Below are 15,833 nucleotides of genomic sequence, written 5' to 3' on the forward strand. Positions count from 1 at the left end.
TTTTTCGCCTGTAATTTTTGTTTGGGGATATTTGCGGAGAGGTACAGGGCGGAAGCGCGTTACTGCTGGTTCGGCCAGCGCAGGGTGGCACGGGTACCGCCGAGATTGGGTGAGTGATCCAGACGCAGCTCGCCCTCGTGCCACATCATGACTTTCTTCACGATATACAGGCCCAGGCCGTAACCCTGATCGTCGGTGGCTGAGCGGGTAAAGGCGTCGGTGAGCTCCAGGGCATCGCCGCCAAGCCCAGGGCCGTTGTCTTCCACCGAGAGCTGGCAGTAATTACCGTCGAACGTGAAGCGTACATCCACGCGGTCGTCGGCGTATTTACAGGCGTTGCCTACCAGGTTCTGGATCGCAATCGTCAGCGCGTCCGGCTCCAGCCAGGCCTCTGCGTCAGGAAAGTAATAACCGATCTCCAGATCCGGGCACTGCGCTTCCAGCGCGGAGCCCAATTCGGAGAAAAAATTTTCAAGTGCGACCGGCTTTCTGGAAATTAACTGCTCATTAATCTCCACCCGCGCGAAATTCAGGTATTTTTCCACCAGTTGCTCGATATCGCGCGTCGCGCGGCTGATCACTGCCGCGCTTTCTGTGTCACTTGGCGCTAATGCCTGCTGGAATTTAATCCGGGCCAGGGGCATGCGAATTTCATGGGCGATGGTACGTGCGAGATCCTGGTTCATCTCGAAATAGCCGGTGACGATGTTCGCCATGCGCCGGAAGGTTTCTGCCAGCGGGTAAATTGTCGAACGCCGGCTGATTTGCTCCGGCATGTTGAAGGGTTTTTTACTGAATCGGATGGCCTGGTTTTGCAGGCGGTTGAGATCGCGGAACATCGGCCACGTCAGCAGTGCCAGTACCACCAGCATTGCGCCGATAAACAGCAGTCGCCATTGGGTCACACTCTCCGCAGGCTGGTGCGGAAAGGGTCCGATTTCCAGAATTACATTGCCGTTGCGGTGATAAAACAGGATCTTGCCGCCGGATTCGAGGCCGACAACTTCGCCCGCGTCCACCCGGTCTTTCAAAGTCTGTGGAAAATGGATGGCATTGATCGAGTAGCTCTGGGCGATGGGGGTTTCACCGCGCTCAAGCGCCTCCGCCAGCTGCGCGGCACTGATGGTGTACTCGTGGGGAGCGGTGGAATAGAGGTTATACAGTGTGGCTACGGACGAGTACACCACGATCAGCGCCAGTGCCAGAACACTGACGAGGCGCAACATCTGCCAGCGCATTAGCGGTTCCCGCGACTCGTATTCAGCGAGTAGCCTCGCCCGCGTATGGACTGGATCGCTACACCCGCGGGGATAGAATCGAGTTTTTTACGCAGGCGGCTTACGCGCATATCAATGACACGATCGAGACCGTCAAACTCGCGTCCGATAACCCGTCGGAACAGATATTCGCGGCTCAGTAACCGCGCCGGTTGTTCGGCAAAAATCTGCAGCAGGTCAAATTCATTGGTGGTCAGCAACAGTGGCTCGCCATTGACCTGGGCCTCGCGGCTGACCAGATCGATGCTCAGTGGGCCGAAAGTAATATCTGAAGTGGACGGTGCATTGCTGCGCGTACCGCGCAGGTTGGCTTCGATTTTTGCCCACAGCAGCTCCGGATCTACGGGTTTTACCAGGTAATCGCAGGCGCCCAGTTTGAGCCCGCTGACCTGGTCGTTTACCGTGCTGAGCGCGCTGAGGAAGATCAGAGGGCAGCTGATTTGGGTGCGATACTGCTCCAGCAACTGAAAACCGCTGGCATCCGGCAGCACCACATCGGCAATGATGAGGTCGTAGTGGCGGTGGTGAATGGCCTTCATAAATTCACTGCCATTCGCCGCATAGGTAACATCGCAGCGACGCTCGGACAGGAAGCGGATAATCAGTGCGGCCAGCTGCTCGTCGTCTTCGAGTAGCAGGATACGATAGCCATCGGTACTGCTGGTTTGCCCCATACTTAGCGGCGCCCAAGCGTTCTGTATGGCGTTCACAGCAGCCCCCAGCCGTAGCGGCGACGATGTCGTTTGGGTTGGTACTGGGCAATTTTCAGCGTTGCTGACGCGACGCGTTCACCGCTTTCACTTTTGGTCACCATAAACTGGATATCCTCGTCACTGTCGATATAGACCTGGATATCCTTATCGGTTTCGCCCCAAAAGCAGCGAATCAATCCTTTGCCTTTTATGGAAAGGCAATAGCGCGCGTTGTCGTCCGCGCTGAAGTCCACCTTTACAGATACATGGCAGATGTTGTCATCTTCGCTGACGGCACACAGGCTGGGCGTCAACTGCAAGCCCGCGGCCGTGCCTGCCACCGGCAGGCAGGCGAGCAAAAATATCAGGACGCGCCGTGTCATTGCCCGGTTCCAACCGTGTATTGCACGCCGGCAAACCAGCTCAGGGTTTCCGGATCTTCGATAAACTTGGTGTGTCGGCCATCGAGATCGAAATAGTTGTAGCGGGCCGCCAGGCGCAGTTCCAGCCGTTTACTGAGCGGATAGGAAAACTGCAGGCGCGCATAGCGATCCGTCACGTCATCCACCGGATAAGACCTCAGGTAGCGTGTGTAAAATGCCTGCGCTTCCTGCTCGGTAAATTGGTAGTAGTAATTCACCAGATCTGCGTCTTTCTTGACCGCGCCAATGCCAAACCCGATTAACCCGCCCATTAATGGGAATTGTTTATCGATACTGATGTGGGTCTCACTGCCGTAGTGCACTTCAGAGATATCGTGAAGCCAGGAAAAAGACACATCCACGACATCGGAGACGAGCGTAACGCTGGGTCCCGCAACTACGGAAACCTTCCTCTCCAGGTCTTTCACGCTGGGCGCGGCGGGGCCGGCGTGAACCAGGTAGGACGCAAGCGATCCTGTAGTTACTGCCGTTGTATCCCCCAGTTTGTAAAAAAGTCCGTCTTCGTTGGGGCGGGCGATCACGTCGATATAAAAGCGTTTGTCTTCCAGCAGACTGTAGCCGACTGTAAGGTCAGAAACGAAAAAGCGCTTGCCATAGTAGGAGAAGGAAGGGAGGAAATAAGTCTCACCATCCTGCTTTCCACTAATCGGATTTTCCAAAATGCCGTAGCCGCTACCGATACTGAGTTTCCACTCGGGCACCTGCACTTCAGCCGCCTGTGAATTAAGGGAGCAGAGTAAAAACAGCAGGGCTAGCAGGGTAAATCTTTGCTTCATGCAGCTGGGTCAAATCCGGATTCTGGTTCAAATTTGAGCACCTTGTATCACAGCGTAACGGGCGACTCCAACAGACGGATACAAATCCATACAAACTGTTACAAAACGGTTTCTGCTAGAGGAAATTCTGGTGACTGTTGGGGTTTCCGAATTATTTTGCTTTAGAAGAAGTCTGAACCGCAGAGTCACGCGTCTCGTGACTTTTTTTCGCCTTTCCCCTTCCTCTTAGAACGCTGTCCGCTCTTGTGCTGACTTCCGGTCTTATGCTGACTCTGCTGACAAACTGTTACCTGAAAGCCTTGGGCCACTGGATGCCCGCCATGTTTTTATGCCCGCCTCGGACACTCTCATAAAAAATTTACTCGAGTACGAATAATCCAATCTCTGGGGAGAAGTACCTATGGCCGTAACAATAAATGGCTTTCCCGGGACCCCGAGCCAGCTGACATCAGCGGTTCGTAAGGCTCTGTTCACTTCCGCTGCCGCGACCGCAATTGCCGTCGGTGCGCCGGGCTACGCTGCCGCTGCAGAAATCAGCTGCGCGCCCGGTCAGCTCGGCACGCCGGTTGCCGGCGACTCCGTTGTCTGCGCAGGCAACTTCGATGAATCCATCAACTTTGATGTGGTCGATGCGACTGTAGTGAATGCAGGGGTTGAGTCCATCGTGCCGGGCGACCTGAGTGTCGTGGTTGCCGAAGGCAGCACCGCAGCCGGTATTTCCATTTCCTCCGTCACCGCAGCGATTGCAGATACCGCAGCGACCGGTTCCATCGTGATCGAGAATCACGGCGATATTTCCCGAGAGGGCGATGCCGGTATCGACATTCCGGACGGTGTCGAGCGTACCTATTACGACATGGGTATCCGTATCGGTAGCACGACCCCCGGTGATGGCGGTCACTTCTTTGACAGCTACATGAAGCTGGACGAAAACGGCAAGGTGTTGCTGGACGAAGACGGCAAGCCCACTGGCGAGCGTATTTTGTTTACCGACGCCGATGGCAATCCGATCAAGGTTGGCGGCGACGAGATTGACAGCTACCTGGGTGTAGATCCCGAAAGCGAAAGCTATAACAAGTGGAACAAGAACGGCCCCGAGGACAAGATAACCTTCCTGGTTGCCGATGAAGGCACCTTTGCCGGCGGAACCAGTGCACTGGTAAGCGCAGAAACCGAAGCGGGCAGTATCCATATCACCAATACTGGTGATATCAGTGTCGGCAGCGGTCAGTCCATTACCTATTACTCCGCATTCAGTGAGGTGCACAGCAACAGTTACGATGAATTGGTGGCATCGAACAAGAATCCATTCGGTGTTCTCAATACAATCGATGTCGACGGCGACGGTATTGACGATATCAGCGTGTGGACCGGTGAAGACACCATCTGGGTGGCCCCGGACAACGTACACACTGCCACCGTTTTCGCGGGCGGCATCGGCGCCATCAGCACCACCGGCAATATCGCCATTGAAAATGCCGGCACCATCACCGCACAGGATGTCTCCAAGGGCATCAACGTCTTTACCGAAAGTGGTGATATCGCCATCAGCAACACCGGTGATATCACCACTGGCGCAGCCTCGGTGGGTATTTCTGCCGGCAGTGCCGTGTTGACCGAATTGGCCACCGAGTACGACTACACATCTGCGTCTGCCTATGCCGTTGAATACAACGCTGGGTCCGTCAGCACGCAAGAGATTGCCGGCAATACCACGATTAAATTTACCGGCCCGAGCTACAGCCACTTTGTGCGTGAGTACAACGTTAATGCGCATGTGGTCGATACCACGGACAGCATTATTGCGATTGCCAATGCGGGCACTATTTCCGTGGGTGAAGCTGGCGTGGGCATCCAGGCGAAAAATCCGTCTGGTGCAGGCGTTTCCATTGTTAACTCCGGAGACATTACTGTAGCCGAGGGTATTGGCGGTGCCGGTATTTACGCCTCTACCAGCGCGGGATTGGCGACCAGCAAAGAGAACGTGCAGGATTGTGGCCGTCTCGGTTGTTATGCGGATGGTAGCTATACCATTGCAGAGGGTGAGGCCGATCCAAACAAAGTTACGTACGGACTGACCAATCGCGATGAGGTAAACGGAATCGTCGATAGGGGCGAGGGCACTATCGCTTTCAACAGCTCGGAGCAGATGGGGATCAATCCGGAAACGGGTGAGGTGGATAACCCCCTTAAGACCGGGGTCTATTACACCCACATGGCGCCAGTACTCGGCAGTGGAACGGTAGAGTTATACCCGGGTTTCAGCTTGCCGATTAATAACCTGTTTACGGGTGAATACACCGAGCAGGCGACTGAGCACAAAACCTATGTGGTCGACTGGGTAGCGAACGGCTACTTCGATGACCGCGGCGATATCGAGATCGCCAACAGCGGTAACATCGACCTGACCGGCACCTACCGCGCTGCCGGTATCAGTGCCGTTGGCCACGGTGCCAAGACCATCCTTAACACCGGTGATATCCAGGCTGGAGCGTTGGGTGTGGGAATTGCTTCCCGTGGTGTTGGTGAGACCGTCATCGACAACCAGGGCAGTATCTACTTGAACGGCGCTGGAAGCGCGGCGATTCAGGTGGAAGCCTCGCCGTTTGATATGGACAGCGTTGAACAGTCCGGCGTCGGCTTTGACGAAGCCACCGCCGAGGCGTTTGGCGGCTTTGAAAATGGCGACGTGATTATTGTGAACTCCGGTTCCATCTCCGGCGCTGACACTAGCCACCTGGCCAGCTACAACGAAAACGGTGCACTGGAAGCCTTTGCCACCGACAGTTTTGGTATCAGCGTGTCTGCCCTGGGCTCAAACCGCGTTGGCAGCGCCAACAAGTGGACTCAGTACGGCCAGGCGACCGTGGACAAGGTCAATGCCAGCAATTACGCCCGTGCCCAGGCGGATATGGAGTCCTACCTTGCTGGTGAAATCACCATCGATGAGGTGTACGAGTACAGCAAGATCGAGATCGATGACAGTATCGAACTCACCACCACCAGTATCCTGAATACCGGTGATATCAACCTGTCGGACGTGGCCCGAGGCATCAATGTCGGGGCGAAATACGGCACGGTTGTGGTTGAAAACCAGGGCACTATTTCCGTCGGTAATGGCATGCACGGCAGAGTGCCGGGAAGTTATGGCCCAGTTACCCGCAAGTCCAGTGGCATCAATGTCAGCAACTTCGGTCTTGAAGGCCTGGCGAATCACTACGTGGTCAACCGCGGCGATGTATTCGCTGGCGATGTCGCCAGCGGTGTCCGCTCCGAAAGCTGGCACGGTTCCAGCTCTGTGTATAACGAGGGCAATATCACGGTTGGCAGTGGCAACCTGCTGGAGGCCACTGAAGGCAGGTACGCACACGGTGCGGTCTCCAATGGTATTGCCTCTGTCGTCAGCGGTGGTAACGATTCCTACGCACTGGCGCACAACAGCGGCAATGTGACCACTGGTGATCGCGCCTTTGGCATGGTGTCATCCAACGTATTCACCACCGGCAGCTTCCTGAGTGAGGAATTCGCGCACAACTACACTGCGGCGGCTATCAACACCGGTGTGATCAGCACCGGCGATTACTCCACCGGTATGGGCGTGAACGGTTATATGTCGCTGGGTTACAACAGCGGCAGCATCAGCATCGGTAGCGGCCCGATGCAAAATACCTCGTATGTCGAGATCTCTGCAGGTATGCGCACCCTTACCGACAACGGCCTGACCGCGACGTTGTTGAATACCGGCGACATTACCGGCGGCAATGAAGTGGCGGGCATGTTCGGCGAAGCATTCTTCGCGCGCAGTGTGCAGACCGACACCGGCAGCGTGATCGTGGGTGACGACTCCGCGGGCCTGGTGGCACGTGGGCAAACCCAGGGGATCGTGCAGAACTACGGCATGGTTGTAACCGGTGATCGTTCTACCGGTATCCAGGCCATGGGTACCAACTTCAACTACGGCGCCAACTACGCCACCGCGAGCAACGCCGGTTCGGTACAAGTGGGCGATGAGTCTGTAGGTATCCAGGCGTTCGGCACCCTGGCGCAGGTAATCAACACCGGCACTGTTTCCGTGGGCGACGACTCCGTGGGTGTACTGCTGTCTTCTGCGATCGTGAACGCGATCGATGCGGAAACTGGTGAAGAATTCCAGCGTGCGGGTACTGTTCTCAACCAGGGATCAATTGTTGCCAGCGGCGCAGGCAGCTACGCGATCCAGTCCACCGAAGATTACACGGCCAATATCGTCAACCGCGGCCTGATTGAAGGCTCCGTGGTGATGGGCGGCGGCGACGACTTCTTCTACAACGGCGTGCGCACCGATGCCGACGGCTATCTGGTGGGCGCGGGTGTTATCCGCCTGAATGATGACTCCATCGACATGGGTGCCGGTGCGAACACCTTCCGCAACGTCTTCGGGGATATCGTGTTCTCCGGCGATAGCAGCATCGATCTGGGTGCTGAAGGCGAGATGCAGAACTACTCGCAGGGCGGCAACTACGTCACCATCTCCAGCGTGGACGGCAACGCCGGTGACACCCTGACCATCAATGGTGATGTGCGCTTCAATACGGTCGAAGGCAGAAATGGCCTGTTCCTGCTGGACGTGAGCTCCATGGCTAGCGACAGCATCGTGGTTAACGGCAGCCTCACCGCTGACGAGACCATCGACTCCGAAGGCAACACCCAGCAATCCAACCTGCGCATTGCGATGAATGCTGTAGATCAGGGCAAGGGGGCACTTACCACTGGCCCGGTTCTGAGCGTAAACGGTGATACGGATGTTGCGTCCGTTGACCTGGCCTCAGTGGGCGGCGTCTTCGCCGACACCATCCTGAGCGCGGAACTGCGCGAAGACGACAACGGCAACTGGGTAATCGACTACACCTCCGGTCTGTCTGACCTGGGTGCAGCGGCGAGCTCTGTTTCCCACCTGGCGGAAAGCTTCTGGCTGCGTTCTTCGTCTGCATTCTTCGACGGCGAGCGCGCCGCGAACGGCAGCGAAACCGGTCGTACTGAAGGCCTGCACGCCTGGTCCAGCATTTTCAGCAGCAACAGCGATATGGAAAGCCAGGGCGATGTGGCTGGCCAGGACCTGAGCTTCACCCAGTCCCTGGGTGGTCAGGTTGCCGGTGCCACCTACTCCACCAAGCTGGGTGAACACTGGTTGTCCGTGAGCCCGATGGTTGGCCTGGGTACCGCCGACGGCAGCCAGCTGGCGCAGTCTTCCAACGCCAAGCTGGACACCAAGACCTACGCGATCACCGGTAGCTGGAGCATGAGCGATTTCTACGCGAACGCCATGTACCAGGTAGTGGATTTTGATGCGAATGTGCGCGCCCACGATTCCATGGCCTCCACCTCAGGTCAGGCACACGGTTTCAGCCTGGAAGCGGGTTGGACCTACCTGTCCGAGTCTGGCATCGCGCTGACCCCGTTTGCACAGTGGGATGACGTCAAGATGGAAATCGATGCGTTCACCTCTTCTGACGGTGCCTTCGATTACGCCTACGATCTCGGCAACAGCAAGCGCGCGCGCCTCGGCCTGAACCTGCGCAAGTCCTTCTCCGTGAGCGAGGGCTTCGCGATGCCGTACGCCACCTTCAGCGTGGTTGACCACATCACCAACGATATCCACGACCTGCACTCCAACGGTGTGGCATTCAACAGTGATGTGTCCGGCAATGGCTTCAAGCTCGACTTCGGTGTCGACGGCAAATACAAGCTGTGGACCTTCAAGAGCGGCCTCGGCGTACACGGCGGCGATACAGACAACAATGGCATTAGCGGCCATGTAGGTGTCTCTCGCAGCCTGTAATTCGCAGCCTGTTACTCATGATCCACGGGGGCGCAGCGCGCCCCCGGCTCAAGAAATTTAAAAATTTCAGATGGGCGTTTGCCCACGGGAATTGACTATGTTTGTAAAAACAATGTTTGAAAAAAATAAACTCTCGCTCTGTGTTGCGATGGTTCTGGGTGCGGCAGTTTCCATGCCTCTGTCTGCACAGGAAAACGCTGAGCAGAAAGCGGAATCCAGCAAAGAAGAGCAGCAGACCAAGACCACTAAAAAAGCGGTCAATGGCCTGGTAACCCGCGAGAGCGAAGCCATTGAAAATGTCGTGGTGACCGGCTCTCTGATTCCGCGCAATACCTTCGACGGCCCGGATCCCATGACCGTGATCGGCGAAGAAGACATGAAGGCCCGCGGCCTCAACACTGTTGCCGATGTGATCGACTCGCTGGCCGCCAATACCGGTTACCGCGAAGGCGAAGCTGGCAACCTGCTGTCCGGTTTCACTGTGGGTGCCTCCGAGGCCAACCTGCGTGGTATGGGTTCCGGCCGTACTCTGGTGCTGGTCAATGGTCGTCGCATCGCTGACTACCCGATGCCGTTCGGTGGTGAGCAGAACGGCGCTGACCTGGGCACTATCCCTGGCACCGCCATGTCCCGTGTTGAAGTACTTAATGGCAGTGCATCTGCGATTTACGGTTCCGATGCGGTCGGTGGCGTGATCAACGTGATCACCAAACGCGACATGGAACAGACCATCGTCACTGGCGATGTGGGCATGTACGAAGAAGGTTACGGCCTGACCAAAAATACTTCGTTCATCACCGGCAAGGTGTTTGACAAGGGTTCCGTGACTTTCAGCCTGGAGCAGCGCACTTCCGATGCGGTCTACGCCGACGAAGTCGACTTCCTCAAGGATCGCGCTTACCTGACCACCGGTGTTGGTGTCACCCTGACCGACCTTAATGCGGGTACCCAGGGCCCGGTTTCCCCGATGGGCTACGACTGTGAAGCCTCCGGTATGGTCACCACTGAGACCTACGGTGAAGACGGACAAACCGTGTGTAACTTCGATGCATCCGGTGGCATCGCGATGATGCCAGACATGGAGCGCACCTCGACTTTTATCGACGGTCGCTACCAGTTCTCCGACACCGTCAGCGGTTTTATGACCTTCCTAGGCACCAAGCAGGATGTGTCCAGCTCGGCGCCGGCCGCGAACTGGTCCGGTACTATCATCAGCGCCGATGGCTCCCGCGCGGTGAATGTTGCGCGTTCTTTCGTGCATGACCTGGGTTACACCACCTCCGGTTACGACCAGGAAATGTGGACCCTGATGATGGGTCTGGAAGGTGAAGTCGTACTCGGCGACACCACCTGGAACTGGGACGTTGGCTACTCCAAGGCCCGTTACAACATGGTGCAGAAGTACGGCGCCATCCGCGAAGACAAGCTGCGTGACTGGATCCTGGACGGCGCCCAGTACAGCGAGGAACTGTCTTCCAACGTTTACGTGGTCAACAACAGCTTCTTTGACAACCAGTTGGTGGATAACGTATTCCGCGATGCCTCCGGCGATATCGACGAGCTGATGGGCGTAGCGACTACCTACGCGAGCTCCAGCGCCGACAGCATCAGCCTGAAAGCCGTTGGCGAACTGAGCGACTTCGGTTTCCTGTACAACCCGGTGACCGTAGCACTTGTGGGCGATTGGGCCACCCAGTCCAGTCGCATCAACCCGGATGAGCGCTCCCTGAACCTCGACGGCAATGGCTGGCTGAACCTGGGTGCGATCGAAGCCGGCGGCAGCCGCGATCGCATGGCGATTGGCGCCGAGTTCCTGATCCCGGTTGTGGAAGACCTGGAACTGACCTTCGCTACCCGTATGGATCGCTACGACGATTCCACCGCGATCGGCGGCCGCAATACTTCCTCGCTGAAGTTTCTGTACAGCCCGATGGACATGCTGAAATTCCGCGGCAGCGTGGCGCAAACGTTCCGCGCCCCGGATATGTTCAACATCTACGGTGAGTCCACTGGTTTCACCGTGGTGGCGGACCTGCTGGGTAATAACTGTTACGCCGACGAGAACACTGACGACTGTGCGGTTTACAACGTGGTTTCCACCCGCCGCGGCCGTCAGGACCTGGAAGAAGAAAAAGGCAAGGACGTAGGTTTCGGTGTGGTATTCACTCCGACCAACGACATCAGCCTGGCCGTTGACTGGTACAACGTACGTCTGGAAGACCTGGTGGTTACCGAGAGCGCTTCCGGCCTGATGCGCCAGGAATGGCAGTGTGCCACCGGCGTATTCGCCAGCGGCAGCGCTTTCTGTCAGAACGTGAATGATCGCGTGATTCGCGATGCTTCCGGTCGTGTTGAGCGTGTCATCATCGAGCCGCAGAACCACGAATACACCGACATGGAAGGTGTGGACGTAACCCTGGCCAGCAAATGGGATTCTGCCCGCTTCGGTAACTTTAGCGCCCAGTTCAAATACGTGAACATCCTGTCCTACGAGTGGTTGCAGTTCGCGGGCGATGAACCGGTTGAAATGCGCAATGGCCTGCGCGGCCAGTCTACTCCGGCCAACAACAGTAACCTGACCCTGAGCTGGAGCAACCCGCTGACCGGTTTCCGCTCCGTGGGTGCATCGCTGTTTATCCAGCGCCAGGGCAGTGTGAAGAACTACGTTGGTACCGAGCGCATGGATCCGTACTACACCGCCAACCTGTCTGCCAACTACAGCGCGAGTGCACGTCTGAACCTGGGCCTGACGGTCAGAAACCTGACCGACGAAATGCCCAACAACGACACCAGCAACCGCTGGCCCTACTACTGGAGCTACCTGCAGCAGCCATACGGCCGTAGCGTAAACCTGTCGTTCAGCTACTTCCTGAGTAACTGATTTCCTGTTGATGTGTCGGCCGGCACCTGATGTTTTTTATCGGGCGCCGGCCACAGGAGTTAAATAATGAAAATGTTATCAATGCTGAGCGCCGCGGTGGTTACCGGTGCGATTGCTGCGATGAGCGTGCTGCCGACGCCGGCAGTCGCGAAAGAAAAGGCAGACAAGCCGTTTGCCAGCCTGGGCGAAATGCCGGTTCCGTTTGAAGACCTGTTCCGCCCGGTGGCCTACACCAATATCCGTATTTCCCCGGACGGCCGCTATTTCGCCGCCGGTCGCATGCGTGAAGATGGTATGACCGATGGCCTGATCATCGACCGCCGCACCATGGAGATCAAATCCACCCTGCAGATGTCTGGCGACGTCGGTGTCAGTGCGATCCGCTGGGCGAACAAAGAGCGGGTACTGTTCAGCTTCACCACGAAGTCTGCGGTCGCGGAAGATGCAAGTACCTCGCAGATTGCCGGCATGAACGTCGACGGTTCGCGCAAGGAAATCATTTTTACCGGCACCAGCGATTACGGCGGCGGTGAAGGTGCCGCGCTGGCCGGCAAGATCGACGACAAGCACTACCGCATCGAGGTGTACCCGTCTGGTAGCTCCCTGAACTTTCCGCTGAAGTATATTTACAAGCTGAATATCTACACCGGCAAGACCACCCGTATCGCCCGTTCTCCGATCCGTATGGGTCGCCCGGTGATGGACAAGAACGGTGAAATCACCCACTGGGTAGGCAAACTCCCGGACGACTTCGATGCGACCGTCGTTGCCACCAAAAATGCCGGCGGCGATTGGGACGAGACCGTATTCCACAATAAGGACGGTTTCTTCGAGCCTATGGGCTGGACCAAAGACGAAGACTGGATGTGGTACACCGATACGATCGAGGCACCCACCAAAGGTCTGTACCGCTACAACGTGAAAACCGGTGAGAAGAAGCTGGTTTACCGTCACCCGAAAGTGGACTACGACCGCATCTTCAATGATGACGACGGCAACCCCTGGGGTGCACTGGTCAACTACGACTACCCGGTTGTTGTGTACATCGACGAAGATAACCACTACGCCAAGACACACAAGCGCCTGCAGGGAACCTTCCCCAACAAGCACATCCAGATTCTCAACCGTACCAGCGATGGCAACGAGTGGGTGGTGCATGTGGGCGACGACCGTGCACCGGGCAAATACTACGTGTACAACCAGTTTGACGGCGCGCTGAAGTTCCTCGCCAACCAGGCGGACTGGATCGACCCGGCGAAGATTCCGGCTACCCACCCGGTGCGCTTCAACGCCCGTGACGGTCTGGAAATAAATGGTTACCTCACCCTGCCGGTGAACAAGGAAGCGAAAAAGCTGCCGCTGATCATCCTGCCACACGGCGGTCCGCACGGCCCGCGTGACTACTGGGGCTACAACAAGGAACGCGTCGTGTTCGCCAACGCCGGCTACGCCGTGATGCACGTGAACTATCGCGGTTCCGGTGGCTACGGTCGCGACTTCCTGTTCGACTGGTACGGTCACTGGGGCATGGAAATGCAGGATGACCTGACTGACGCAACCCACTGGGCAATCCAGGCTGGCATTGCGGATCCGGATCGCATCTGTATCTACGGCGCTTCCTACGGTGGCTACGCGGCTATGCAGGGTGTTACCAAAGAGCCGGACCTCTACCAGTGTGGCATCGGCTACGTTGGCGTATACGACATGGAGATCTTCAGTACCCACGGCGATATCCGCCTGCGCAAGGCTGGCCGCAAGTACCTGGCAGAAGCCACCGGTACTGACCCGGAAGTACACCGCCAGCGTTCCCCGGCGCGCAATGCCGAGCGCATCAAGGCACCGGTATTCCTGGTGCAGGGTGCCCGCGACGTACGTGTACCCATCGAACACTACTGGGCCATGCGCGATGCACTGGAGAAGCAGGATCACGCACTGGAAACCCTGGTCGCCCCACGCGCTTTCCACGGCGCCCGTGAGAAGAACAGCCAGAAAGAAATCTACTGCCGCATGATCGACTTCTTCAATCGCCACATTGGCGATGGCAAGCCCACCGATGCACCGGCCAACGACTGTGTACCGGAAGGTGCCCACGGTCTTGAATACAAATTCTACGACGAGGTGAAACGTGGTTAAGCAAGTGATCGCCGCCGCTTCCCTGCTCGTGGCCAGCCAGGCATTCAGCCTGGACTGGCAGCGCCCGGACTGCTCCACTTTTGACAGCTTCAGCGAGTGCCGCAATGCCGAGCGCAACGGCTACCGCCAGCAGAAACAGCAGGAGTTCCGAGAAAAAGGGTTGTCCTTCTGGTACTACGAACGCCCGGATTTTTCTGATAACAAGAAAATCAAAAAAGCGCTCAAAGACAAAGTAGAAGGTGCGCTGTTCTTTTCATTCAATGTTGAGCGGGACGGCAGTGTTTCCAGCGTTGTACTGAAAGAAAAAACCAGTGAAGAAGTTCAGGTGTTCGCTGCACCGATTCTGGCGGCCATGAAAAACTGGCAGTTTGTGCCCTCTGAAAAAAACTGGCCAAACCAGGAGTGGCGCTTTCAGTTCTACTACGAAGCTGAACAGTGCGAAGAAGGCAAAGATGACGACGAAGCAAAAAAAGAAGCGTGTATGAACGCGGAGCAATCCGCGAGCTGACACGCTGATAAAAATTTTCTCTGGATCGGGAAAGCCCAACAGCGGTTCGCCGCTGATACCCCCCAAAAAAGCCCGGTATGGATACCGGGCTTTTTTGTGCCTGGCAGTTTTTATATCAGGCAGCGAGGGCGTTTCTCTGGATATTCAGCTCGCAGGCACAGCAAATGCGGTAACAAAGCCCAGTATGGCTGCCACGACAATGAAGAAGGCGCGCTGCGTCGCGGTCTTACTGATACTGATAGCTACCAGGCATTGCAGCAGGTAGTAAAAGGCGAATGCCCGGGATGCTAAAGCCACGATCTGCATGGTATCAGCGGTCCAGGTCAGCGCGATGGCACCGATACCGACCAGTACGGTAGCAAAGCGCAGTTTGAGCTGGTGGTGGGTGACTTCCTCAAGGTTGCCGGTGGCGGCCAGGGTATCGGCGACGGCAGCGGAAAACTGGCTCATTGCCGCGGCAATTACCAGTGGTGCGACCAGTAGCGGCGATGCAGCGGCTGCGAGGTGCAGCAGGCTGTTATCATCGTACTTCCCGTTCAATGTATGCACGAGTGGCAGTGCCACCGCAATAAACACCAGATATACGCCCGTGGAAATCAGCTGTGACCAGCGGGAGGCGCGTATACGGGTATCGGTATCAAACGTATCCTCCAGGTAGCGGGTGGTTTCAAATCCTTGTACCACGATCAACGTGCCGGCCACGATTGTCAGAACTTCCCACACACTGTGATGCTTTGCTTTGAAAAGTGTCATACCCGCCGGTGATCGCCACGCATTCAGGTCGTAAAGAGCGAACCCTCCTATCAAGAGCACAATGATCACCAGCGTGACCAGCAGTGCTACACCTTCCAGGGATGCGAGGCCTGTCAGCCCGCGTATTACGCCGACAGCCATAATAAAAAGAATGACTGCGGTGGTTAGCAGATCTTCATTGAAATTTTTGTCGAGGTGCAGGCTGCCGAGGACGAATGCAGAGAGAATGTGCAGGTAGAGACATACCGAGATAACGTAGGCGAGTACGAGTGCCAGGTCGGAACTGCGTTCGAACGCCAGTGTGGATTCCTTTGGATCACTTCGCAGGGCCGGTTCTGCATGCCGGATATTGAAGCGGATCACGTGGCCCACGCAGTACGCTATAGCGCAAACAATTGCCATCGCCAGTCCCGCGTACATACCGACTGCGCCTGAGAGAATCGGCACCATAACCAGAAACCCGCTGCCGAATATCGATGCCAGTGGGGTGGAAATCGCTTTCAGCAATGCGCGAGGGTTGCCGTGATGATTCAGCGCGGACTTGCGTTGCAT

General features: G+C 56.7%; 9 protein-coding genes. 4 read left to right on the top strand and 5 right to left on the bottom strand.

What is annotated here, in order from left to right; genetic code table 11:
- Positions 1-59: 59 nt before the first annotated feature.
- Genes LC093_RS08985 through LC093_RS09000 form a run of 4 tightly spaced genes read right to left on the bottom strand, consistent with a single transcriptional unit; the run spans position 60 to position 3,188 of the window.
- The gene (locus LC093_RS08985) at positions 60-1,238 is read right to left on the bottom strand and encodes a sensor histidine kinase (RefSeq protein WP_226664328.1); all 1,179 of its coding nucleotides are present in this window, start codon (positions 1,236-1,238) and stop codon (positions 60-62) included.
- Positions 1,238-1,951 (bottom strand): response regulator transcription factor, encoded by a 714-nt coding sequence (locus LC093_RS08990; protein WP_226664330.1) that lies wholly within the window; start codon positions 1,949-1,951, stop codon positions 1,238-1,240. The genes LC093_RS08985 and LC093_RS08990 overlap by 1 nt, the downstream gene beginning before the upstream one ends.
- 32 nt (positions 1,952-1,983) lie before the next feature.
- Positions 1,984-2,352: a DUF3019 domain-containing protein gene (locus LC093_RS08995; protein ID WP_226664333.1), complete on the bottom strand. Its 369-nt coding sequence runs from the start codon at positions 2,350-2,352 to the stop codon at positions 1,984-1,986.
- Positions 2,349-3,188, bottom strand: coding sequence for a MipA/OmpV family protein (locus LC093_RS09000; RefSeq protein WP_226664335.1), 840 nt, complete (start codon positions 3,186-3,188; stop codon positions 2,349-2,351). The genes LC093_RS08995 and LC093_RS09000 overlap by 4 nt, the downstream gene beginning before the upstream one ends.
- Positions 3,189-3,588: 400 nt before the next feature.
- On the opposite strand from LC093_RS09000, the gene LC093_RS09005 reads away from it, so the two are divergent.
- From LC093_RS09005 to LC093_RS09020, 4 genes are all read left to right on the top strand, one after another.
- Positions 3,589-9,006, top strand: a complete 5,418-nt coding sequence (locus LC093_RS09005) for a hypothetical protein (protein WP_226664337.1) — start codon at positions 3,589-3,591, stop codon at positions 9,004-9,006.
- Between the two features lie 97 nt (positions 9,007-9,103).
- Complete coding sequence (locus LC093_RS09010; protein WP_226664339.1) at positions 9,104-11,887, top strand: TonB-dependent receptor plug domain-containing protein; 2,784 nt, start codon at positions 9,104-9,106, stop codon at positions 11,885-11,887.
- Positions 11,888-11,953: 66 nt separating this feature from the next.
- Entirely contained in the window at positions 11,954-14,020 is a 2,067-nt protein-coding gene (locus LC093_RS09015) for an alpha/beta hydrolase family protein (protein WP_226664341.1), read from the top strand.
- Positions 14,013-14,528: an energy transducer TonB gene (locus tag LC093_RS09020; protein ID WP_226664343.1), complete on the top strand. Its 516-nt coding sequence runs from the start codon at positions 14,013-14,015 to the stop codon at positions 14,526-14,528. The genes LC093_RS09015 and LC093_RS09020 overlap by 8 nt, the downstream gene beginning before the upstream one ends.
- A gap of 144 nt (positions 14,529-14,672) precedes the next feature.
- On the opposite strand, the gene LC093_RS09025 is transcribed toward LC093_RS09020, so the two are convergent.
- A complete protein-coding gene (locus LC093_RS09025; RefSeq protein ID WP_226664345.1) occupies positions 14,673-15,833 on the bottom strand; it encodes a hypothetical protein in 1,161 nt (386 codons plus the stop codon).

Origin of the sequence: Microbulbifer aggregans (assembly GCF_020524005.1) — a bacterium.
GTDB classification, from domain to species: domain Bacteria; phylum Pseudomonadota; class Gammaproteobacteria; order Pseudomonadales; family Cellvibrionaceae; genus Microbulbifer; species Microbulbifer aggregans_A.